This window comes from Aminobacter sp. MET-1 (assembly GCF_026521175.1).
Taxonomy (GTDB): domain Bacteria; phylum Pseudomonadota; class Alphaproteobacteria; order Rhizobiales; family Rhizobiaceae; genus Aminobacter.
Genome location: NZ_JAMSHL010000016.1, coordinates 1 through 21,003 on the forward strand (window position 1 = coordinate 1; position 21,003 = coordinate 21,003).

Here is a 21,003-nt window from a genome sequence, read left to right on the forward strand (position 1 = left end):
CAACCGCGCCTGAAGCGCTCGCAAGCTTCAGCTGCCCGCCCTCGACCGCAAGCCCTGTCACGTCCGACCAGCTGCCCTGTGTCAGCGGCGCGGACGCGTCCAGAAACGCCTTGGCCCAGGCGATGACCTTCTGACCGCGCCTGGGATTGTAGCCCCTGGTCTTCTCGGCACCATCGCTGTCGGGGATCGCATCGGTGCCGTAGAGCGCATCATAGAGCGAACCCCAGCGGGCGTTCGCAGCGTTCAGCGCGTAACGCGCATTCATCACAGGCACCACCAGCTGCGGGCCGGCAACCGTGGCGATCTCGGGGTCGACATTCTCGGTGGTCACCGCAAAGGCCGGACCTTCCGGGATCAGATAGCCGATGTCGGACAAAAACGCCTTGTAGGCGGCCATGTCGTGCGGGGCGCCGTGCTTGCGGTACCAGGCGTCGAGCTTCAGCTGGAAGTCGTCGCGCTTCTCAAGCAAAGCCCGGTTCTTCGGCCCGAGATCATGCACGATGTCGGCAAAACCCGACCAGAACGCATCCGCATCCACACCCGTCCCAGGCAGAGCCTCGGCAACGACAAAGTCGTGCAATTCCCGAGAAATCGAAAGGCCGTGAAGGTCGACGGTGTCGGTCATGACATGCGCTCCAGAATGTCCGGCGCCGCAGGGGCGTTCAAAACAAGGTTTTCGGGCGTTTGGCACGCAAAGCGTGCAGGGTCAATTCGTCCATTGTTGCAGGCGGCATTTCGCGTGCCGCCCATCGCCCGCAACGAAACGATTCAGCCGTCAAACGGCGATGCGGGGCCGGCCGCTGGCGGTCGCAACCACATGCGCCTCAATGAACATACGCTGGCTCTCGACCGTCGACGCCTTGATGTCGACAGCGACATCAATCTCGGCGGCATCGGTACCGGCGTCGCGCGCCTTGGTCGCCACGATCGCGCGCGCTTCAGCCTCGGCCAACGCCATTGCCGCAGCCTCGTCGGTGAAGTCGCGCAGGAGTTCGCCGACCGCGACGCGGAACAGGCCTTCCTTAGGCTGGCTGACGCGCGCCTCGGCCGTGACCCTGACCTGGCCGACCACCGCGCCTAGCGCATTGGCGACATCGGTATCCTCTGGAACCACGCATTCGTTGCCGACGAGCGGCGGCAGGCCGGCATAATGCAGCGGCGCCGAAGCACCCAGCCCGATCACCGGCCGGTCCAGCGCAACCGTGAAGCGGGCGATGCCGGGATGCGCGTCGACCGCGCGCTGCACCAGCGCGTGCGCGACGGTAGCGGCACCGTCGAGCCCGTCCTCGGCAAAGGCTGTTTCGAGGATTACTTCGGCCGAAAGGCGGGTGAGCGCCACAAGCACGCGCTCGGCCAAGATTTCCGGCGTCGCAGCGATCGGCTGGCCACGGCCGTCGCGCTTGCGGGCGAACAGCTCCGCACCCAGCCGTGCTGATATCTCGTCCCAATTGGCCTGGCGGCCCATAACATGCGCCGCATCCGACGGAGTGAAGCCTGCGACATGGACCAGCCCGCGCGACACCAGACGGTTGAGCGTGGCGTTCTGGGCGTTCGAGGTGAGCAGGCGGTCGATGGGCAGCGGGGTGGCGCCGATCTGGTCGTAGAGCTTGGCTTCTGGCGCGGTCAGCCCTGCCGCGAGCTGTTCCGGCACGCCGGTGCGCACGGCGAAGCGGCCGTCCATGCGACCGGGATTGGGGGCGCGCAGCTGCCGCTCCAGTTCGCCCGTAACTGCCTCGCCATGGATCATGCCGGCAAGCGCCAGCGGCACGACGCGGCGCGGCCCGAGCTTGATACGGGGTGTCAGCCCGCCTTCTTCCAGCGAAACCTCGGAGTCGCCGCCAAGACCGAAAGTGCGCATGGCGACAGCCTCGACCATGGTGCGGAAGCCGCCTACGGTAGCGCCCTCGGGGTCAAGTCGCGGACGACCATGATCGAGCACGGCGACGTCTGTCGTGGTCCCGCCGATGTCGGAGACAACGGCGTTGTCGAGGCCGGTCATGTAGCGCGCGCCGACGAGGCTGGCGGCGGGGCCGGAGAGAATGGTCTCGATCGGACGCTGGCGAGCGAACCCGGCCGACACCAGCGCGCCGTCGCCACGCACCACCATCAGCGGCGCATTGATTTTCCGAGCCTCCAGAAAGCCTTCGGTCGCAGCGACCAGGCGGTCGATCATTGAGATCAGGCGCGCGTTGAGCAACGTCGTCAGCGCCCGGCGCGGGCCGCCGAGCTTGGCCGAGAGTTCGTGACTGGTGGTGACGGGCAGGCCCGTGCGCTCGCGGATAAGGTCCCGCGCAGCGATCTCGTGGGCGGGGTTGCGGGTGGCGAAATAGGCGCAGACGGCAAAGCCCGAGACTGATTTTTCCAGCTCCGGCAGCGCGGCTTCGAGCGGTGCCAGGTCGAGGGGGCGAGCATTGCCGTGGACGTCGTGGCCGCCTTCGCACAGCACCAGCGGGTCGGTCCCGAGTGCTGTCTTGAGGCCGTCGCGGCCAAGGTCGGCCTCGGAGAACCCGATCATGACCAGCGCCACGCGCCCTCCCTGGCCTTCGACCAGCGCGTTGGTGGCGAGCGTGGTGGACATTGACACCAGCTTGATGGCGGCGGGGTCGACACGGGCCTTCTCCAGCACCGCATCGACCGCGCCCGAGATGCCCTCGGCCAGGTCGTGGCGGGTGGTGAGCGACTTGGCCTTGGCTATGACGGTACCCGAACCCCTGGGTTCCTCACTCCAGAGCACCGCATCGGTATAGGTGCCGCCGGTGTCTATGCCGAGGAAAAGCGGGGCGTGGTGGCTGGCGTGCATGCGCGGAAGTTCCAGAGTTCAAAAGCTCCGTTCCGCTTAGCCGATATCCCCGGGAAAGGAAAATTGGCCAGACAGACCATTCGACCGGCTCAGAAGCGACGGCCTGTCGTGCGGCTCCTTTTCCGAGGTCGGTGCCGCGTCTGCCCGTCATGCGACGAAGCCGATCTTCTTGTGCGAACCGTCGCAATACGGCTTGGTGGCCGAGTTGCCGCAGCGGCAGAGCCAGACTTTTGTCGCGCGGTCGACCGTGTGGCCTGTGCCGGTGACGATCTCGACATTGCCTTCCAGCTTGAGGTTGCCATTGGGCTGCGGCGTCAGCACCAGCGGGCCGTCACGAGCGGCGAGCGGCTGGCTCTCCTTCAGCGCCGGCTCGCCGGTCGCGGCAAAGCCGATCTTGCTGTGGCTGCCATCGCAGAACGGCTTGTTCTGGGATGCTCCGCAGCGGCACAAGGTTGCGCGGTGGAAGGTCTCGCCATTGAAGACGATCTCGGCATGCACGGCGAGCGGGCCGTTCTCGCGGATGCGCACGGTGTTGACGACGGGCGGCGCCTCCTGCGGGCCGCCATCCTTGCGACGATAGGTGATGGCGCCCGACGGACAGCTTTCGGCGATGGCGACGATCTGCTCGGCCAAAGCCGCATCGGGGTGGATCCACTCGCCCGGCGCATTCGGCTCGAACACGTGCGGATTGCCAAGCACACAATTGCGCGAATGGATGCAGCGGCGGCCGGAAAAGCCGACATCGATCTTCTCGCCTTCGACCACGCCCTTGGACATCTTTTCGTCGCGGCCTCCATGATCCCCTGACACAGCTTATTCCTCGGGTTGGCGCTGGCAAGAGGCCGCCTCCCGCGCTGCGCATTGGGCCAGGATACGGTCGCGCTCGGCGGCGGCCGGTGGAATGGCAAGGCCAACCGCTGGGGTCGCGATCCTTCGCGGCCCAACAAAGAAAATCCGGAACGTGGGAAGAAAACAGTCCCCGTCAGTGCTGGGAAATCTGCTCGTCCTGCTCGACGGTGAGCGGCTTGACCCCTGATGGCAGCGGCTCGACCACGGGCTGGGGCGCTGTGACGGGTGCTGGCGGCACCGGGACGCGGGCAGCGCAGGCGGAGAGGGTTGCCAGGGCAAGGAGGACGGCCAGGGATTTCATGGAACGGGCGTTAGGAGGAAGGTGTGGCGGTATCGCGGCGGCAGATGAACCCGCCGAAGAAGCGAGGTCAAGCCACCCTGACAGCTCCTGACAGAAGGTTGTCAGGAGGCATCGACTATTCTTCCTAGAACCGGAGGAGGATGACATGAGTGGCTTTGATGATTTCGACTTTGTGATCGGCGACTGGACGGTGACCAACGAGCGCCTGCGCGAGCGGCTGGTGGGCTCAAGCGAGTGGGAAACCTTTTCCGCCTTTTCGCATGTCGAAAAGGTGATGCAGGCGCCTGACGGGACTTTTGGCGGCCACATCGACCAGATGGCGGTGCCCGAGCGCGGCTTCACCGGCATGACGCTCAGGCTCTACAACCCCGAGACCGCCCTGTGGTCGATCTACTGGAGCGACACCCGCAGCCACCGGCTGTTCCCCGCGATGGTCGGCAAATTCGAAAACGGCCGCGGCGCTTTTTTTGGCGACGATGTCGAGGGTGGTGTGCCGGTGCTGGTTCGGTTTCTCTGGCTGCCCGGCACAAGCCCGCGCTGGGAGCAGGCGATGTCGGCCGATGGCGGCGAAACCTGGGAGGTGAATTGGCTGATGCGGTTTGAGAAAGCCCCTTCAAACGTCTAAGGTCGCGTTCCACGTCATGACGGACAGGGCGCTTCCTGATTTCTTAACACCGACTTTGTGACGCTTGCTACAGCTCTCCCCGCCCTCATGGACAAACCCCGGCCCGTCCGTTCTACCAAGCCGCTGCTGGCGCGTACTGCATGAGTCGGGCGCGGGCGGCGTTTCAATCCTTGGGGAAGAACATGCGCATTCGGTCGATGATGATGGGCGCCGCCGCACTGGTCGCAGTTGGAGCGTTTGCGCAGCATGCGCAGGCCGACGGGTTCGAAAACATCGTGCTGTCGGCAAGCGAGGACGCCGAAGAAACACAAGCGGCATTTGCGCCTGACACGGCCAAGATTTTCCTCTCCGCCGACCTGACCGACGCCGTGGCCTCAGGGTCGAAGGTGACCGTGAGTTGGGTCTCGGTGAATTCGGGCGGCGTCGCGCCCGCGAACTACAAGATCGATGAAGCCAGCTTTGAAATCGGTATGATCGACAACCATGTCGATGCCTCGATCACCAAGCCCGACGCCGGCTGGCCTATCGGCACCTATCAGGCGCAGATCGCCGTCGATGGAACAGTGAAGGAAACGGTGGATTTTGCCGTGAAGTGATAGGGTAGGGTGGCGCCAGGAGTCCCCGTCACCCGGCCGCTGCGCGGCCACCCTCTCCCCGTGGGGGAGAGGAGGATTGAGGCGTTTGCGCCGCCCTCATCCGGCCCGTTGGGCCACCGCCCTCCGCTATGGCTCCTGGCGTTCGTCGCTCCAGTCGACAAATCGTTGTCGACTGGTCGGCCTTGGCCGAACGCTCCTCACCCCCGCAGGCAGGGAGAAGGAAGAGAAGGCGTCAGTTGTCGCCCATCTTGAGCGCCTGGATGAAGGCTTCCTGAGGGATGTCGACCTTGCCGAACTGGCGCATGCGCTTCTTGCCCTCTTTCTGCTTCTCGAGCAGCTTGCGCTTGCGGGTGACGTCGCCGCCGTAGCACTTGGCGGTGACGTCCTTGCGCAGCGCCGAGATGGTCTCGCGGGCAATGACCTTGCCGCCGATGGCGGCCTGGACCGGGATCTTGAACATGTGCTGCGGGATCAGCTCCTTCAGCTTCTCGACCATGACGCGGCCGCGCTTTTCGGCCGCCGTGCGGTGGACGAGCATCGAGAGCGCGTCGACCGGCTCCTCGTTGACCAGGATCGACATCTTGACGAGGTCGCCCTCGCGGTAGTCGGTGAGGTGGTAGTCGAAGGAGGCGTAGCCCTTGGAGATCGACTTCAGGCGGTCGTAGAAGTCGAACACGACCTCGTTGAGCGGCAGGTCGTAGACCAGCATGGCGCGCTTGCCGACATAGGAGAGGTCGGCCTGGATGCCACGGCGCTCCTGGCAGAGCTTGAGGATCGAGCCGAGATAGTCGTCGGGCGTGAGGATGGTGGCGCGGATCCAAGGCTCCTCGATCGAGGCGATCTTGACCACGTCGGGCATGTCGGCGGGGTTGTGCAGTTCCTTGGTCGAACCGTCGTTGAGGTTCATGCGGTAGACGACCGAGGGCGCGGTGGCGATGAGGTCGAGATTGAACTCGCGCTCCAGACGCTCCTGGATGATCTCTAGGTGAAGCAGGCCGAGGAAGCCGCAGCGGAAGCCGAAGCCGAGTGCGGCCGAGGTTTCCATTTCGAACGAGAAGGACGCGTCGTTGAGGCGCAGCTTGCCCATTGCGGCGCGCAGGTCCTCGAAGTCGGCGGCGTCGACGGGGAACAGGCCGCAGAACACCACCGGCTGAGCCGGCTTGAAGCCCGGCAGTGCCTGGGCGGTGGGGCGCTTGTCCTCGGTGATGGTGTCGCCCACGCGAGTGTCAGCCACTTCCTTGATCGAGCCGGTGAAGAAGCCGAACTCGCCAGGCCCAAGCTCGTCGACCTGGACCATCTTGGGCGTGAAGACGCCGGTGCGCTCGACCAGATATTTGGCGTTGGTCTCCATCATGCGGATGGTCTGGCCCTTCTTGAGCTTGCCATCGATGACACGGACCAGGACGATGACGCCGAGATAGGTGTCGTACCAGCTGTCGACCAGCATAGCCTTGAGCGGGGCGTCGATGTCACCCTCGCGCGGCGGCGGCAGCTGGGTAACGATCGCCTCGAGCACGTCGGGGATGCCGAGGCCGGTCTTGGCCGAGATGTAGACAGCCTGTGAGGCGTCGATACCTATGACTTCCTCGACCTGCTCCTTGATGCGCTCGGGCTCGGCGGCGGGCAGGTCGATCTTGTTGAGGACGACGACGATCTCATGGTTGTTGTCGATGGCCTGGTAGACATTGGCGAGCGTCTGGGCCTCGACGCCCTGCGAAGCGTCGACGACGAGCAGCGAACCCTCGCAGGCCGACAGCGAACGCGACACTTCATAGGCGAAGTCGACGTGGCCGGGCGTGTCGATCAGGTTGAGGACATAGTCCTCGCCGTTCTTGGCCTTGTAGTTGAGGCGGACGGTCTGGGCCTTGATGGTGATGCCGCGCTCACGCTCGATGTCCATGTTGTCGAGGACCTGTTCGGTCATCTCGCGCGCCTCCAGTCCGCCGGTGGACTGGATCAGGCGGTCGGCAAGTGTCGACTTGCCGTGATCGATATGGGCAACGATGGAGAAATTGCGGATGTGGTCGAGCGGTGTGGTCATGCGCCGCGCTTTAGCAGGGGCGGCAAGGGTTAACAAGCAGGGCGGTGCGGGTTTGCAAGGGCAAGGCTCACGCCCGGCCGGCGACCTGCATGGTGCCGAGGTCGCGCGCGCGGCGGCGGGCGGCCGCGCCGAAGAGGGCCGAGCACAGCAGGTCGACATCGGCGCCATCCTGCGGGCACCAGCCGCAACCGCAGGCATAGGGGCCGGAATGGGCGTCGGCCGCCTCGCGGTAGACGGCCCCTACGGCGCGCGCGGCAAGGCGCAGCACCACCATCGGCGGCAGGCCGGACTTGCGCATGGCATCCGAAAAGCCGTTCATGACGGCGGTGCGCAGGATGGCCTCGGCCTCGTCGGCGCGGCGATCGTGGTCGTCGAGATGGGCCATTGGTGTCTCCTGGCGGGTCATGGGTTGGTGGCCTCGTGGGCGGCGGTTCGCAGGGCGGCACGGGCGGCGTCGAGCTGGCGCATCGCCTCGAACAGCGCCTCTCGGTCGCTGCGGTGGAGGTCGAGCAGGGCCATGAAGGCCGAGCCGTCGCCGATCTCGGGCCGGGGTGCGGTGTTGAGCCGCTCCAGGCTGTCGGACGCGGCGGCGCGGGCCGAATTCACGCGCGCCTGCAAGGTTTCAACCCGGGCGAACAGCTTGATGTAGCCGGAGAGGCCAACCTCAGTCGGCGCCGCCGCGCGGGCGGGAGGGAAATGCATCATCTCTGCCTCCTTGTGTTGTTCGAGCGGCAGGTGCTGTCGCGCCCCGCCGTTTCATCGCTGCAGCACGACTACAAAACATGACTATAAATATCAAGTTTAAAATCGAGACTGCGGAGCGCGATGGCGGGCAAGGTTGACGCAGGCGGCATCGCGCGCTCCAATGCAGCTTGCGGTCGTTGCGACCGCTGCGAGGGAGGATGCCATGGCCGAGGAAGCCCTGCCCAGCGACGAGGGGCTGACAGCCCATGCGCGCCCCGCCACCAAGGACGACGCGGCGGTGCTGGCGCGACTGGTCAACATGGCCGGCGACGGGCTGCCGCTCTACCTGTGGACCAAGATGGCCGAAGGCGGCGACCCCTGGGAGGTCGGCCGGCAGCGGGCGTTGCGCGAGACCGGCAGTTTTTCCTACCGCAACTCGGTCGTGCTGGAGCACGGCAAGGTGCTGGCCTGCCTGATCGGCTATCCGATCGTGGCGTCCGTGCCCGATCCCGACACACCCGCCATGTTCGTGCCGATGAACGAGCTCGAGGCGATGGCGGTGGGCAGCTGGTACGTCAATGTCGTCGCCACGATGCCGGAAGCGCGCAAGCAGGGTTTTGGGTCGCGGCTGCTCGCCATGGCCGATGAGATCGCCGAGGCGACCGGCTGCCAGGGCACCAGCCTGATCGTCTCCGACGCCAACACCCGGGCGCGGCGGCTCTATGACAACGGCGGCTATCGCGAGATCGCAAGGCGGCCAATGGTGAAGGACGGCTGGGACAATCCGGGCCAGGAATGGGTTTTGATGGTCAAGCCGTAGCCGGTTCGGCCGACGCCTCAGGACGAAATTGCCGCATGCCCGCTGCCCCATGACATCATTCTGCGACGACACCGACATGGTCTATGACGCGTCGCGCCGGGGCTTTATTCCCGGCGAGGCGCTGACGTTCGACGATGCCTATCGCCTTGCCCATCTGCCGCTGGTAGCCCCCGGCCACGCCGAGATCATCGTAGGCAAAGACGAGACGGACTACCGCAACGGGCGCTACGAGGCGCCGAGATATTCGCTGGTCGTGCCCGTAGATGCGAGTGGGCTCTCCGCATCCGAGGCGTTTCGAGCATTCGAGGCGGAGCTTCGCTCGTTTTCGTTCAGCGACAAGATTGCGTGGGAGCTTGGCCGCAAGCGGACATCGAAGCTGCATGCGACCATCGTCGGCGGCCTGAGCAAAGCGGACGTCGAGCGTTGTGCGCAGGCCGCTGCCGGGGCGCTTGCCTCGCTGGGCCCTCTGTCAATCCGGCTCGCCGGGCCGTTTCTCGGCCGCATCAATACCGGCCGCATCTACCTGCCGGTCTACCCTTGTCGTCACAACGGCGAGGATGTGCTCGGGCTTGTGCAAAGCGCGTGCGGCGCGCGGCAGACGCGCTTCTACGTGGTCGGCATCTACCATTTCACCGCTGCATTGACAGTTGCCGAGACGGCCGACCTAGCCGCGCTGGCGGAGGGGTGGCGCCGGCAGACGCTGGCGGAATTGCCGGTGACGTCGCTGGCGGTGCTGGCGACCAACGACGACCTCGCTCTGTCGGCGCGGGTCGTTGCGACGATCCCGGCGGGCGGGCAGCTGATTTGATTTCGCAGGCGTTGTCGCGGGCCGCCCAGCGCGATCAGGCGGGCGACAAGGAGCTGGCGCATGGAGCGCCAGCTCCGGGGCCGTCGTGCCATTCATCGATGCCGTAACATTGCAGAAGGGCAAGACGGTCCAGATCTGGAATGAGCCGCAGCAACCCAGCGGTCAGAAGCCCAAAATGGCCGCCATGCCGCGATAGCGTTGGAGCGGGTCGCTGGCGTGCTTGACGCCGGGGCGGCATTCGGAGCAAATCGCGGGCACTCGTGGGAGCTTGCCTGAAAATGTCCGTTGTCGGCCTTTCGCTGCTTGGTTTTTCGACCGTCATATTCCTGATTGCCGCGATGGTGGCCAAGACCTGGGGCATCGAGCCAACCATCGGCAAGCTGGTGGTGACGCTGATCCTCTATTCGCTGGGCAATCTGATCATGCTGCGACTGGTGCGCGAGTTCGGCATGTCGGTGTCGTTCTCGCTGTCGGCGGTGATCCAGCTGATTGCCGTCAACCTCGTCGCCATCCTCTATTTCGGCGAGAGGCTGACCGGCATCCAGGGCGTGGGCGTGGGCTTTGCGGTGATCGCGGTGGCGCTGATCACGCTCGGGCCGGCACTGGCCGGGAAATAGGGCGTAGCTGGCAATTACCGCTCTTCCCGAGCTTGTAAGATCGGACACAGGTGCAAATCCTGCACCGATCCTGGTCCGTCGCCGTCTCAGCATGGATTCCCGACACTCTCCGCTCGTTTCACTGGCTCACGGGCCGGGAATGACGGTGGAAGGGGCACGCCACAGTCAACCTTCAAGGTTGCATCGCGTGCAGCATCAGCGCTTGAATCCGCGGCCAACGCGGCAACGCGCAAAAAAATGGGGGCCAACGGCCCCCATTGTCGTCACATAGGTTCTGTCCGGATCAGACGGCGATCTTGCCGCCGCCCTGCCTGGTAATGGCGACGACGGCAGGACGGACCGGCATGTCGGGCTTGAAGTCGGGCCAACGGGTCGAAAGGTCCTCGTAGTAGGACGGACGGCCGAAGCCTTCCCAATCCTCGCCGCCGTCGCCCGGATGCTGGACGGCGACGAAGGCCGTCTGGTCGTCAGGCGTGAACAGCGGGCCGCACATTTCGGCGCCGACAGGCACGCGGAAGAACAGCTTGGAGGTAGCGCGGGCATCACCCTCGGTGTCGACAGCCCAGAGACCGTCGGTGCGGCCGGTGGCCTTGGGCGAGTTGCCGTCGGTGGCGACCCAAAGGCGGCCGGCGGAGTCGACGGCGCAGTTGTCGGGCATGCCGAACCAGCCATTCTCAGTGGTCGAGGTCGAGAACGAGGCGCCTACCTCGGCGACCGAGGGGTCGCCGCATTTGAGCAGGATTTCCCACTTGCCCTTGGTAGCCGTGAAATCGCCTGCGTCTTCGACCAGCTCGATGATGTGGCCGAAGGCGTTTTCGGCGCGCGGATTGGCGGCGTCGACCTGGTCGGTCTTGCGCTTCGAGTTGTTGGTCAGCATCACATAGACCTTGCCGTTGACGCCGTTGGGCTGGATGTCTTCGGGACGGTCCATCTTGGTGGCCTCGAGCAGGTCGCCGGCGCGGCGGGCCTCGATGACCACGTCTGCCTGGCTGGCAAAGCCGTTTGCAGCCGTCAGCGGGCCCTCGCCCTGGACCAGTGGCAGCCAGACGAACGAGCCGTCTTCGGCAAACTTGGCGACATAAAGCGTGCCTTCATCGAGCAGGTCGAGATTGGCGGCGCGGTCGTTGGCGTTGAACTTGCCCTTGGTCACGAACTTGTAGACGTAGTCGAAGCGCTCGTCGTCGCCGAGGTAGAAGACGACGCGGCCGTCGCCAGCCACGATCGATTCAGCACCTTCGTGGCGGAAGCGACCGAGGGCAGTGCGCTTCTTCGGCACGGAGTTCGGGTCGTTGACGTCGACCTCGACGATCCAGCCGAAGCGGTTCGGCTCGTTCGGCTCCTTGGCAACGTCGAAGCGGTCATAGAATTTGTGCCATTCATAGGTGCCCTCGGGCACACCGACGCGCTTGTAATTGGCGGCCTCGGGGTGACCGGCGGGCAGTTCGCCGCCGAAATAGCCGTGGAAATTCTCCTCGGCCATGATGTAGGTGCCCCAGGGCGTGACGCCGCCGGCGCAGTTGTTGACGGTGCCGAAAACCTTGGTGCCGGTCGCGTCGGCATTGGTCTTCAAGCGGTCGCTGCCAGCGGCCGGGCCGGTAATCTGCATTTCGGTGGACGAGGTGATGCGTCGGTTGAGCTTGCCATCGCGGACGGGCTGCCACTTGCCGTCCTGTTTGCGGATCTCGACGATCGAACCGCCATGGGCTGCCATCTCGATGTCGACGCGCTTCTGGTCGGCAGGCGCAACCTCGACCTTGCCATCGACGAGCTTGACGATACCCGGGAACATCAGGTGCTCGTTGGTGTATTCGTGGTTGACCACGAGCAGGCCGTGGTCGGACGAGCCTTCGAGCGCGATGTAGCCGACATAGTCGTTGTTGTAGCCGAACTGTTTGGCTTGCGCCTCCGCCGACTGGTTGGTCGGATCGAACTCGGGAGCATCGGCAAAGATCGGATCGCCCCAGCGCAGAAGCACGTCGGCATCATAGCCTGATGCGACATGATGCTTGTCGTCGATGCCCGCCTCGACCTCGTCGAAGTTGAAAGCCGAGCCCGAAGCGGCGCGGGCGTCGTCGGCCAGGATGATGGCGATGGGGCTGACGGTGGCGGCAATGGCCGAGACGGCGAGCGAGCCCTTGAGGAAGCCGCGGCGCGAGAAGCGGGCCGCGATGATGTCGCCCATGGTCCGGTTGTCGGTCGGGTTGTGGCCGGGACCGTCATTGTCCTCGAGCATCGAGGTGCGGAACTTCTGATCGTAGGGTTGGTTCATGATGTCGACCTCTGGCTAGCATACGGCTTGGGGTTCGCCGGCACCGCTAAGGGGAGGAGATAACAACAGCATGACAATTTCGCCGAAAATCGGCCGCTCCACAAAGCGTGATCGGCGAGGCCGCGCGCAGCAGACTTTGGAGTGCCGCCTCGCACTCTTCGCAAACCGATTGTGGTTCTCGGGTTGATGCGCTGCGACCTTTTGCATGGGCGCCTTTTCTTTGGGAAAGGCTTCCCCACTTGTTGCGTAACAGCCGATTAGGGGCCATCCCGAAGACGAACGGCGAAACGGAAACGACAGGACGATGCACGACAGATTGTGGAACAGGATCGAGTTTTCGCTTTTGGCGGCCGGCATCATCATCGCCGGCGGCCTGTGGGGCTTCGTCGAGCTCTCCGAGATCGCGCGCGACGCCGCCCCGCATGCCTTCGACACCGACATCCTGCTGTTCTTCCGCGAGGCGGGCAACCCGGCCGACCCGATCGGCCCGCTGTGGATGGAAGAGGCCATGCGCGACATCACAGCACTCGGCAGCGCCTCCGTGCTGATCTACATCACCGCCATCACTATCATCTTTCTCGGCATGACCAGGCGCTGGGGGCCGGCGCTGTTCGTGTTCGTCTCGGTGGCGGGCGGTCAGGTGCTGTCGAGCCTGCTCAAGCTCGGCATCGACCGTCCTCGCCCCGAGCTCGTACCGCATCTGGCGCAGGTCTACACGATGAGCTTTCCGAGCGGGCACGCGATGCTGTCGGCAGTGACCTACCTGACGCTGGGTGCGCTGCTGGCGCGCTTCCTGCCGGGCCGGGCGACGACGGTCTTTGTCTTTTCCATCGCCATCCTGACCACACTCATGGTCGGCATCAGCCGGGTATATCTCGGCGTGCACTGGCCTTCAGACGTGCTTGCGGGCTGGTGCGCCGGTTTTGCCTGGGCGACTTTGTGCTGGCTGGTCAGCCGCTATCTGATGCGGCCAGCAGAGGGCGACGCGTAACATGGGGCATAGGCATCAATAATGATGCTTGAAACATCACTATGAATGTATGATACATTTATAGTGCGGATCGAGACGGGAACATCTCAGTGATCACAGCCGCACAGATGCGCGCCGCACGAGCGCTGGCAGGCATCGACCAGAAGACGCTCGCGGACCTCGCAGGCGTGTCGGTGCCAACCATACAGCGCATGGAAGCGAGCGAGGGCGTGGTGCGCGGCGTGGTCGACACGCTGACCAAGGTCGTCGAGGCGCTGAACGCTGCCGGCGTGGAGCTGATCGGCGAGAGCGACACCGGCGGCCGGGGCGTGCGGCTGAGGAAAAAAACCTGAGTTCCCTGACGATCCGCGCGATGTAGTCGCGACGCGACCGCCGACAGTTCTGCCGACGATCCCGCCGCGTTTGCCACGTGGTGGGATGATGGACGCAGGCAGCAATCCAGGACAGCACGGACCGCAGCACAGGCAGCCGAGCTTCGCGGAGCTGTTCACGCCGAAGCTGGTGACGGTTTTGCGCGAGGGCTATGGCACCAGGCAATTCAAGGCCGATGCTATTGCCGGGCTGACAGTGGCGATCGTGGCGCTGCCTCTGTCGATGGCGATTGCCATTGCTTCCGGCGTATCGCCGGACCGGGGGCTGTTCACGGCCATTGTCGGCGGCTTCATCATCTCGGCGCTGGGCGGCAGCCGGTTCCAGATCGGCGGACCGGCGGGCGCCTTCATCGTGCTGGTGGCGGCGACCGTGGCGCGCGAGGGCGTCGATGGCCTGCTGCTGGCAACAATGATGGCAGGCGTCATGCTTGTCGTCATCGGCTATCTCAGGCTCGGCACCTACATCAAGTTCATCCCCTACCCGGTGACAGTGGGCTTCACGGCTGGCATCGCCGTCATCATCTTCGCCAGCCAGCTGAGCGAGATGTTCGGACTGACCTTGCCGGGCAAGGAGCCGGGGCCGCTGCTGCCGAAGATCGAGGCGCTGGCGCAGGCAGCAGGCACGGTGAATACGTCGGCGGTGGCGGTGGCCGCGCTGACCATCGGCACGATCCTTGTGCTCAAGCGGCTCAGACCGCATTGGCCGGGCATGCTGATCGCGGTGGGCGTGGCGTCTCTGGCGGCAGCCTTGCTTGCCCTGCCAGTGGAGACAATCGGCACGCGTTTCGGCGGCATTCCGCGCAGCCTGCCCTGGCCCTCCTTGCCGACCTTCACGATGGACAAGGCAATATCAGTGCTGCCGGATGCGATGGCCTTTGCCCTGCTTGGCGCCATCGAGTCGCTTCTGTCGGCTGTCGTGGCGGATGGTATGACCGGCCGTCGGCACCGGTCCAATTGCGAGCTGGTGGCGCAGGGTTTCGCCAACGTCGCCTCGGCTCTGTTCGGAGGCATTTGCGTCACGGGCACCATCGCGCGCACCGCAACCAATGTGCGCGCCGGCGCGCACGGGCCGGTGGCGGGCATGCTGCATGCGCTGTTCCTCCTCGCCTTCATGCTGGTGGCGGCACCGCTTGCGTCATACATCCCCCTGTCGGCGCTAGCCGGCGTGCTGGCGGTGGTGGCCTGGAACATGATCGAAAAGCAGGCCTTCGCGACGCTGATCCGCTCGTCGCGCGGCGATGCGCTGGTGCTCCTGGTGACGTTCCTGCTGGTGGTCTTCCGTGACCTGACCGAGGGCATTGTCATAGGCTTCGCGCTGGGCTCGGTGCTGTTCATCGACCGCATGGCCAAGAGCGTGGCCGTCGAAACCGAGCTGCCGCTGGCGCAGGAGGACGTGGCCGATGACGTGAATGGTGACCGCCACGCTTATGAGTCACGTGATGCGGGAGACGCCGCGACGGTGATCTACCGGATCTCGGGAGCGTTCTTCTTCGGCGCCGCCTCGACGGTGGGTGCGGTGCTCGACCGCATCGCCGACCAGCGCCGCAACTTCATCCTCGACTGCAGCCGCGTGCCGCTGATTGACTCGACGGGGGCCAATGTGCTGGAGGGTGCGGCGCGCAAGGCCGCAAAAGCCGGCGTGCGCTTCTACATCGCAGGGGCCTCGCCGCAGACGCGGCGCATGCTGATGACGCATGGGCTCAGGCAGCCCGAGGTGACGTATGTCGCGTCCGTGGAGGAAGCGCAGGAACTGGTGCGGGCGGAGAAGGTGGAGGGACCCGCACTGGCAGGGTGAATTGCTCGTTTTGAACTGGTTTCCCTGCGCATGCCCCCTGCGACGAGCCGTTTCCGGCACCGTCATGGCGCGACAGTGCCACCGCCTCGACGGCGGCACTGCCACAAACTCATCAGCGAACTTCCGTCAGCCGAACTTGCGCTGGGCGTCGAGGGCGAGGCCCATGCCGACGGAGCCGAAGGCGTCGCCCTGGACGACCTTAGCGCCGGGAATCAGTTCGAGAATGCTCTGGCGGGCGAGCGGGATGGCAGTCGAGCCGCCGGTCAGGAAGACGGCGGTGATGTCTTCGGCGCGGACGCTGGCCTCGGCCAGCGTGTCGGCGACGGTCGCCGTCACCCGGCCAACCTCGGTGCGGATCGTGTTTTCGAGCTGCTGGCGTGTGAAGGACGCGGTGAATTGCGCGGCCGGCAGGTTGACCTCGACGGTGGCGCTGTCGGCGTCGGTGAGGTCGATCTTGGCCTTCTCCACCCGGGTGGCGAGCGCATGGCCGAAGCGCTGGTCGACCACCTCGATCATGCGATCGACGAGGTCGGGCCGGGCCGCCTCGAAGCGGATCGCGCGCATGTCGAGCTTGGCCTTGGGGGTGTAGAGCAGGTTGATGCGCTGCCAGGTCGCGAGATCGATGAAGTAGCCGGCGGGCAGGTTACGCTTGCCGTCCTTGGTCGCGCTGAGATAGCCGAGCTCGGGCATGACGTGGGCGATCGAGAGCAGGCGGTCGAAATCGGTGCCGCCGATGTGGACGCCACGGTTGGCCAGGATGTCAGCCTTACGATCGGCCGCCGCCGCACGCTCGGGCGAAACGCGGACGATGGAGAAGTCGGAGGTGCCGCCGCCCATGTCGACGATCAGCGCCAGCTCCTCGCGGCTGACCGTGCGCTCGTAGTCAAGCGCGGCCGCGATCGGCTCGAACTGGAAGTCGATGTGCTGGAACCCTTGCGCGCGGGCGGCTTTTTCGAGCTCACCCTGCGCGTCGGCGTCGGCCTTGGCGTCCTCGTCGACGAACTGCACGGGGCGGCCGAGCACGACGTTTTCGACCGGCTCGCCGACATGGTTTTCGAGCTTGTCCTTGAGGTGACCGACGAACATGCCGATAATGTCGGTGAAGGCGATCTGCTTGGCCTTGATGCGCGTCTTTTCATGGACAAGGGACGAGCCGAGCACGCTCTTCAGGGCGCGCATCAGGCGGCCCTCGGCGCCGTCGGTGTATTCGCCGATGGCACGGCGGCCCATGGCGGTGTTGTCGTCCTCGAAATTGAAGAAGATGGCCGACGGCAGGGTGACGCTCTCGCCTTCGAGCGCGACGAGGCGCGGGCGGCCATCCTCGATCACGCCGACGGTGGAGTTGGAAGTGCCGAAGTCTATGCCGCCGTATGCCGGTCGCATCATGTAGATCCTGAATTTTGCTGCGTGGGTCGGCGGCGCTCGACAGATCGGGCCGCGGCGGGGACCGTGCGGGTACACGAGCAGGCGGCGAATGTCGATGTCCGGGCACATTATTTCTGGAAATGTGATCGCTGGCCCAACGTCGCGACGTTCACAGGAAACCGCTTTCGTGGCATAGGTCGGCCGACCAACCGACAATCAGGCTGTTCCGATGACGCTTACAGGATTTCTCGCCTATAGCGGCGCACTCGCCATTGCCGCGGCCATTCCCGGCCCGGGCGTGACGGCACTTGTGGCACGCGCGCTCGGCTCCGGCTTCCGCTCGTCGCTGGCGATGTCGCTGGGACTGGTGGTGGGCGACCTCACCTATCTCACCGCGGTCGTGCTGGGGCTTGCCATGGTGGCGCAGACCTTCGGCATGGTGTTTCTCGCCATCAAGTGGCTCGGCGTCGCCTATCTCGCCTATCTGGCCTGGTGCTTCTGGAACAGCGGCATCACACCTGAGACGATCGAGGCGAAGAAGGGCAAGAGCGGGCTGTTTTCCAGCTTCCTCGCGGGACTTACGGTGACACTCGGCAATCCGAAGACGATGATATTCTACCTGGCGATCACGCCGACGGTCGTCGACCTCAGGACGGTGACATTGGCCGACTACGGCATCCTGGTGGCTATCACCATCGCGGTGTTGCTGGTGGTGCTGATCCCTTATCTGGCGCTGGCCTCGCAGGCGCGCTGGCTTTTGAAGACCCCGCGTGCGCTGAAGACACTGAACCGCACGGCAGCTGCCTTCATGGTGGGTGCGGCGGCAGCGATCGCCGCCCGCCAATAGGCCTCCGGACGGATTCTTTTTCCACTAATTTGGCCATTGCGGAAATACGTTTCTGTCAATGGTCGCCAATCAGCATGACGCCCACTCGGAATTTGCCCGGCGACACCCTATCTTCAGGGCCGAAAAAAGCATTATCCGGCAGGGAGCGAAACCGCATGAACAAGCCCGTCACCTCCACCCGCATTCCCGGCCGCGGACGCATCTACGGCTCGATCACCGAGACCATTGGCGACACGCCGCTGGTACGGCTCGACAAGTTCGCCAAGGACAAGGGCGTTGTGGCGAACATCCTCGCCAAGCTCGAATTCTTCAACCCGATCGCCTCGGTCAAGGACCGCATCGGCGTTGCGATGCTTGAGGCACTGGAAGCGTCGGGCAAGATCGAGCCGGGCAAGAGTACGCTGATCGAGCCGACTTCGGGCAACACCGGCATTGCCCTTGCCTTTGCCGCCGCCGCCAAGGGCTACAAGCTTATCCTGACCATGCCCGAAACGATGTCGATCGAGCGCCGCAAGATGCTGGCGCTGCTCGGTGCCGAGTTGGTGCTGACCGAAGGCGCCAAGGGCATGAAGGGTGCCATCGCCAAGGCCGAGGAGCTGGTGCAGACCATTCCGAACGCCATCATCCCGCAGCAGTTCGAAAACCCGGCCAATCCGGAAATCCACCGCCAGACAACGGCCGAGGAAATCTGGAACGACACGCAAGGCTCGATCGACATCCTGGTTGCCGGCATCGGCACGGGCGGCACGATCACTGGCGTCGGCCAGGTGATCAAGGCCCGCAAGCCGTCGCTGCATGTCGTGGCGGTCGAGCCCGAGGGCTCGCCCGTGCTTTCGGGCGGCCAGCCGGGCCCGCACAAGATCCAGGGTATCGGCGCCGGCTTCGCGCCGAAGGTTCTGGACACGACCATCTATGACGAGATCATCAAGGTCTCCAACGACGACGCCATCGCCAATGCCCGGCTGGTGGCGCGGCTGGAAGGCGTGCCGGTCGGCATCTCCTCGGGCGCAGCGCTGCAGGCGGCCGTCGTCGTCGGTTCGCGGCCGGAGAATGCCGGCAAGAACATCGTCGTTATCATCCCGTCCTTTGCCGAGCGGTACCTGTCGACGGTGCTGTTCGAGGGATTGGGCGGATAAGCCTTCCTTCTCCCCTTGCGGCAGAAGGTGCCCCGAAAGGGCGGATGAGGGGTGCGGACGGACCGGCTTTGCCGAGTTCGCTGGGATGGCGCCTGTTCTGCGCCCGCTCATCGCTTCCAACAGCCCTCATCCGTCTTGGCGCTGCGCGCCAATCCACCTTCTCCCACTAGGGGAGAAGGCACGGGCCAACGCTCACCCGGCCGCCACCCCTGCCCGCTTGCGCTCCAGAAATGCCCGCACGGCGGGATCGGTTTCGAGCCCGATGGCGAGCCCGTAGGCCTGGTTCGCCTCCTCCGCGTGGCCGACGAGCGACAGAAGTTCGGCGCGTGCCGCCCAATAGGGCTGGTACTGGTCGAGCCTGGGGTCGCCTATGGCATCGAGCAGGGCCAGGCCGTTGGCCGGGTTGCCGGCATAGGCGACGGCGACCGCGCGGTTAACAGCGGCGACCGGCGAGGCGGTGATGGTGGTGAGCGCCTCATAGAAGATGGCGAGCGCCGGCCAGTCGGTGCGGCCGGTCATCCGGCGGGCTGCGTGGACGGACTGGATCGCCGCCTCGATGTGGTAGCGGCCCATGGTTTCGAAGAAGCCGGCGCGGACCAGAAGCGCATCGGCCTCGGCGATAAGGCCGGCATCCCAGAGACGGACGTCCTGCTCGGCGAGCGGCACGAATTTGCCCTCCGTGTCGCGCCGGGCCGGGCGGCGCGCCTCGGCGTGGAGCATCAGGGATAGAAGACACAGTGCCTCGGGCTCGTCGGGCATCAGCCGGGCAACGAGTTGGCCGAGCCAGATGGCTTCGGAGGCGAGGTTGCGGCGACGGGATTCTGTGCCCCCGGCATCGGCCCAGCCTTCGGAAAAGGCGGCGTAGATCGCTTCCAGTACGGCCGAAAGCCGCTCAGCCATTTCAGGCCTTTCGGGCACGCGGAAAGGAATGCCCGCCTGGCGGATGCGTGTCTTGGCCCGCACCAGGCGCTGGCTCATGGTGGCGGGCGAGACCAAGAAGGCGGAGGCGATGGTTGCCGCGTCGAAGCCAAGCACGGTCTGCAGGATCAGCGGCGCGCGCACGCTCGCATCGATGGCCGGATGGGCACAGGCGAAAAGCAGGCCGAGGCGCTCGTCGGGCAATTTTTCGCGCACGGCCTCCTCCTCCAGTTCCTCGCCGATCAGCCTGAGATGCGGCAGCGCCGCCTCACGGACTGCGTGGCGGCGATGCCGGTCGGTGGTGCGGCGACGCGCGACCGTGAGCAGCCAGGCTTCGGGATGGGTGGGCACGCCCGTCTGCGGCCAGCGGACAAGCGCCTCGGCGAAGGCGTCAGCCAACGCATCCTCGGCGCCCGCGACATCGCGTGAGCGGGCGGCGAGGAAGGCAATGAGCTTGCCGTAGCTTTGACGGGCGGCGGCTTCGGCTGCCGCCCGGGCGCTGTCGCCGATGTCAGGCACCGTCAGCGTGTCTTCCAGATCGGCCTGACCTCGATGGTGCCGGTGCTGGCGCCAGGGCAGCGCGCCGCCCAGTTGATCGCGGCGTCCAGATCGGGAGCCTCGATGATGTAGTAGCCGCCGAGCTGTTCCTTGGTGTCGGCGAAGGGGCCGTCGAGGACCTCGGTCTTGTCGCCACGGACGCGGATGACCGTGCCGGTGGACGACGGGGTCAGCCTTTCGCCGCCGACCATGGCGCCGGCTTTGATCAACGCTTCGTTATAGGCCATGTAGGGTGCGGCCATTTCATAGGCCTTGTCAGCGGGCGTTGCGGCCATCGCGGCCTCGTCGACGTGGATGAGAAGCATGTACTGCATGGTCGTCTCCTGCGTTTGCCAGCACCGCATCATCGCGGGCTGAACTGATGTCGCGCTGGCCGAGGCGATTTCGACAGCCGTTCGAAACTTTTTGCAAGAGAGCGGCAATGGATCGGCTGGCCCGGTGAAAATAGCCGGCTGGCGAGTGCATGCCACGCTTGAGCAGCCTGCGTCGGGCGTGCCAACTAGAGCGCAGTGCGTCCGAACGGACGCACCAGGGACGCTCGAAATGTTTGGATCTGTGGCATCGTGCTTTCCGAAAATCGATTCCGATCTTCGGGCCGATGCGCCAGGATCG

The 21,003-nt window shown here is 65.2% G+C and carries 20 protein-coding genes and 1 pseudogene; 10 read left to right on the forward strand and 11 right to left on the reverse strand.

Annotated elements, in window-relative coordinates:
- From NDO48_RS20455 to NDO48_RS20470, 4 genes and pseudogenes are all read right to left on the reverse strand, one after another.
- Positions 1 to 625 (reverse strand): annotated as a pseudogene (locus NDO48_RS20455) (malate synthase G); the annotation flags it as partial.
- A 150-nt stretch (positions 626 to 775) separates the two neighbouring features.
- Positions 776 to 2,800, reverse strand: coding sequence for a hydantoinase/oxoprolinase N-terminal domain-containing protein (locus tag NDO48_RS20460; protein ID WP_018426177.1), 2,025 nt, complete (start codon positions 2,798 to 2,800; stop codon positions 776 to 778).
- Between the two features lie 147 nt (positions 2,801 to 2,947).
- Positions 2,948 to 3,577, reverse strand: coding sequence for a CDGSH iron-sulfur domain-containing protein (locus NDO48_RS20465; protein ID WP_018426176.1), 630 nt, complete (start codon positions 3,575 to 3,577; stop codon positions 2,948 to 2,950).
- 205 nt (positions 3,578 to 3,782) lie between these two features.
- Complete coding sequence (locus NDO48_RS20470; RefSeq protein WP_018426175.1) at positions 3,783 to 3,950, reverse strand: hypothetical protein; 168 nt, start codon at positions 3,948 to 3,950, stop codon at positions 3,783 to 3,785.
- Positions 3,951 to 4,095: 145 nt separating this feature from the next.
- On the opposite strand from NDO48_RS20470, the gene NDO48_RS20475 reads away from it, so the two are divergent.
- Together NDO48_RS20475 and NDO48_RS20480 are read left to right on the forward strand one after the other, a co-directional pair.
- Positions 4,096 to 4,575: a hypothetical protein gene (locus NDO48_RS20475; RefSeq protein WP_267322267.1), complete on the forward strand. Its 480-nt coding sequence runs from the start codon at positions 4,096 to 4,098 to the stop codon at positions 4,573 to 4,575.
- A 182-nt stretch (positions 4,576 to 4,757) separates the two neighbouring features.
- A complete protein-coding gene (locus NDO48_RS20480) occupies positions 4,758 to 5,171 on the forward strand; it encodes a hypothetical protein (RefSeq protein WP_026226823.1) in 414 nt (137 codons plus the stop codon).
- Between the two features lie 232 nt (positions 5,172 to 5,403).
- Here NDO48_RS20480 and lepA read toward each other — a convergent pair whose 3' ends face one another.
- From lepA to NDO48_RS20495, 3 genes are all read right to left on the reverse strand, one after another.
- A complete protein-coding gene (gene lepA / locus NDO48_RS20485; RefSeq protein WP_018426172.1) occupies positions 5,404 to 7,212 on the reverse strand; it encodes a translation elongation factor 4 in 1,809 nt (602 codons plus the stop codon).
- Between the two features lie 67 nt (positions 7,213 to 7,279).
- Positions 7,280 to 7,618, reverse strand: coding sequence for a hypothetical protein (locus NDO48_RS20490; RefSeq protein ID WP_245262112.1), 339 nt, complete (start codon positions 7,616 to 7,618; stop codon positions 7,280 to 7,282).
- Positions 7,615 to 7,917: a hypothetical protein gene (locus tag NDO48_RS20495; RefSeq protein ID WP_018426170.1), complete on the reverse strand. Its 303-nt coding sequence runs from the start codon at positions 7,915 to 7,917 to the stop codon at positions 7,615 to 7,617. The genes NDO48_RS20490 and NDO48_RS20495 overlap by 4 nt, the downstream gene beginning before the upstream one ends.
- Positions 7,918 to 8,119: 202 nt before the next feature.
- Here NDO48_RS20495 and NDO48_RS20500 point away from each other — a divergent pair, with 202 nt between their 5' ends.
- The 3 genes from NDO48_RS20500 (at position 8,120) to NDO48_RS20510 (ending at position 10,141) form a co-directional block, all read left to right on the forward strand.
- Positions 8,120 to 8,716: a GNAT family N-acetyltransferase gene (locus NDO48_RS20500; protein WP_157632680.1), complete on the forward strand. Its 597-nt coding sequence runs from the start codon at positions 8,120 to 8,122 to the stop codon at positions 8,714 to 8,716.
- 76 nt (positions 8,717 to 8,792) lie between these two features.
- Positions 8,793 to 9,524, forward strand: a complete 732-nt coding sequence (locus NDO48_RS20505) for a hypothetical protein (protein ID WP_157632679.1) — start codon at positions 8,793 to 8,795, stop codon at positions 9,522 to 9,524.
- Between the two features lie 278 nt (positions 9,525 to 9,802).
- The gene (locus NDO48_RS20510; RefSeq protein WP_018426167.1) at positions 9,803 to 10,141 is read left to right on the forward strand and encodes a hypothetical protein; all 339 of its coding nucleotides are present in this window, start codon (positions 9,803 to 9,805) and stop codon (positions 10,139 to 10,141) included.
- Positions 10,142 to 10,424: 283 nt separating this feature from the next.
- Here the strand turns inward: NDO48_RS20510 and NDO48_RS20515 are convergent, their stop codons facing one another.
- Entirely contained in the window at positions 10,425 to 12,410 is a 1,986-nt protein-coding gene (locus NDO48_RS20515) for a PhoX family protein (protein WP_018426166.1), read from the reverse strand.
- Between the two features lie 304 nt (positions 12,411 to 12,714).
- Here NDO48_RS20515 and NDO48_RS20520 point away from each other — a divergent pair, with 304 nt between their 5' ends.
- From NDO48_RS20520 to NDO48_RS20530, 3 genes are all read left to right on the forward strand, one after another.
- Positions 12,715 to 13,401, forward strand: a complete 687-nt coding sequence (locus NDO48_RS20520) for a phosphatase PAP2 family protein (RefSeq protein ID WP_018426165.1) — start codon at positions 12,715 to 12,717, stop codon at positions 13,399 to 13,401.
- An 89-nt stretch (positions 13,402 to 13,490) separates the two neighbouring features.
- Positions 13,491 to 13,733 carry a helix-turn-helix domain-containing protein gene (locus NDO48_RS20525; RefSeq protein ID WP_026226821.1) on the forward strand — a complete coding sequence of 81 codons (243 nt, stop codon included), beginning with the start codon at positions 13,491 to 13,493 and terminating at the stop codon, positions 13,731 to 13,733.
- A gap of 85 nt (positions 13,734 to 13,818) precedes the next feature.
- Positions 13,819 to 15,567 carry a SulP family inorganic anion transporter gene (locus NDO48_RS20530; protein ID WP_018426163.1) on the forward strand — a complete coding sequence of 583 codons (1,749 nt, stop codon included), beginning with the start codon at positions 13,819 to 13,821 and terminating at the stop codon, positions 15,565 to 15,567.
- A 126-nt stretch (positions 15,568 to 15,693) separates the two neighbouring features.
- Here NDO48_RS20530 and NDO48_RS20535 read toward each other — a convergent pair whose 3' ends face one another.
- On the reverse strand, positions 15,694 to 16,950 hold the full coding sequence (locus tag NDO48_RS20535) for an Hsp70 family protein (protein ID WP_026226819.1): 1,257 nt from the start codon (positions 16,948 to 16,950) through the stop codon (positions 15,694 to 15,696).
- Positions 16,951 to 17,161: 211 nt separating this feature from the next.
- On the opposite strand from NDO48_RS20535, the gene NDO48_RS20540 reads away from it, so the two are divergent.
- Positions 17,162 to 17,779 (forward strand): LysE family translocator, encoded by a 618-nt coding sequence (locus tag NDO48_RS20540; protein ID WP_018426161.1) that lies wholly within the window; start codon positions 17,162 to 17,164, stop codon positions 17,777 to 17,779.
- A 155-nt stretch (positions 17,780 to 17,934) separates the two neighbouring features.
- Positions 17,935 to 18,915, forward strand: a complete 981-nt coding sequence (gene cysK, locus NDO48_RS20545) for a cysteine synthase A (RefSeq protein WP_018426160.1) — start codon at positions 17,935 to 17,937, stop codon at positions 18,913 to 18,915.
- A 192-nt stretch (positions 18,916 to 19,107) separates the two neighbouring features.
- On the opposite strand, the gene NDO48_RS20550 is transcribed toward cysK, so the two are convergent.
- Together NDO48_RS20550 and NDO48_RS20555 are read right to left on the reverse strand one after the other, a co-directional pair.
- Positions 19,108 to 20,352 (reverse strand): RNA polymerase sigma factor, encoded by a 1,245-nt coding sequence (locus NDO48_RS20550; RefSeq protein WP_267322268.1) that lies wholly within the window; start codon positions 20,350 to 20,352, stop codon positions 19,108 to 19,110.
- A 2-nt stretch (positions 20,353 to 20,354) separates the two neighbouring features.
- Complete coding sequence (locus NDO48_RS20555; RefSeq protein ID WP_026226818.1) at positions 20,355 to 20,705, reverse strand: YciI family protein; 351 nt, start codon at positions 20,703 to 20,705, stop codon at positions 20,355 to 20,357.
- Positions 20,706 to 21,003 lie beyond the last annotated feature (298 nt).

Coding starts and splice junctions, on each gene's coding strand:
- NDO48_RS20460 (WP_018426177.1), bottom strand. CDS start 2,800: ATGCACGCCAGCCACCACGCCCCGCTTTTCCTCGGCATAGACACCGGC.
- NDO48_RS20465 (WP_018426176.1), bottom strand. CDS start 3,577: ATGTCCAAGGGCGTGGTCGAAGGCGAGAAGATCGATGTCGGCTTTTCC.
- NDO48_RS20470 (WP_018426175.1), bottom strand. CDS start 3,950: ATGAAATCCCTGGCCGTCCTCCTTGCCCTGGCAACCCTCTCCGCCTGC.
- NDO48_RS20475 (WP_267322267.1), top strand. CDS start 4,096: ATGAGTGGCTTTGATGATTTCGACTTTGTGATCGGCGACTGGACGGTG.
- NDO48_RS20480 (WP_026226823.1), top strand. CDS start 4,758: ATGCGCATTCGGTCGATGATGATGGGCGCCGCCGCACTGGTCGCAGTT.
- lepA (WP_018426172.1), bottom strand. CDS start 7,212: ATGACCACACCGCTCGACCACATCCGCAATTTCTCCATCGTTGCCCAT.
- NDO48_RS20490 (WP_245262112.1), bottom strand. CDS start 7,618: ATGACCCGCCAGGAGACACCAATGGCCCATCTCGACGACCACGATCGC.
- NDO48_RS20495 (WP_018426170.1), bottom strand. CDS start 7,917: ATGATGCATTTCCCTCCCGCCCGCGCGGCGGCGCCGACTGAGGTTGGC.
- NDO48_RS20500 (WP_157632680.1), top strand. CDS start 8,120: ATGGCCGAGGAAGCCCTGCCCAGCGACGAGGGGCTGACAGCCCATGCG.
- NDO48_RS20505 (WP_157632679.1), top strand. CDS start 8,793: ATGGTCTATGACGCGTCGCGCCGGGGCTTTATTCCCGGCGAGGCGCTG.
- NDO48_RS20510 (WP_018426167.1), top strand. CDS start 9,803: ATGTCCGTTGTCGGCCTTTCGCTGCTTGGTTTTTCGACCGTCATATTC.
- NDO48_RS20515 (WP_018426166.1), bottom strand. CDS start 12,410: ATGAACCAACCCTACGATCAGAAGTTCCGCACCTCGATGCTCGAGGAC.
- NDO48_RS20520 (WP_018426165.1), top strand. CDS start 12,715: ATGCACGACAGATTGTGGAACAGGATCGAGTTTTCGCTTTTGGCGGCC.
- NDO48_RS20530 (WP_018426163.1), top strand. CDS start 13,819: ATGATGGACGCAGGCAGCAATCCAGGACAGCACGGACCGCAGCACAGG.
- NDO48_RS20535 (WP_026226819.1), bottom strand. CDS start 16,950: ATGCGACCGGCATACGGCGGCATAGACTTCGGCACTTCCAACTCCACC.
- NDO48_RS20540 (WP_018426161.1), top strand. CDS start 17,162: ATGACGCTTACAGGATTTCTCGCCTATAGCGGCGCACTCGCCATTGCC.
- cysK (WP_018426160.1), top strand. CDS start 17,935: ATGAACAAGCCCGTCACCTCCACCCGCATTCCCGGCCGCGGACGCATC.
- NDO48_RS20555 (WP_026226818.1), bottom strand. CDS start 20,705: ATGCAGTACATGCTTCTCATCCACGTCGACGAGGCCGCGATGGCCGCA.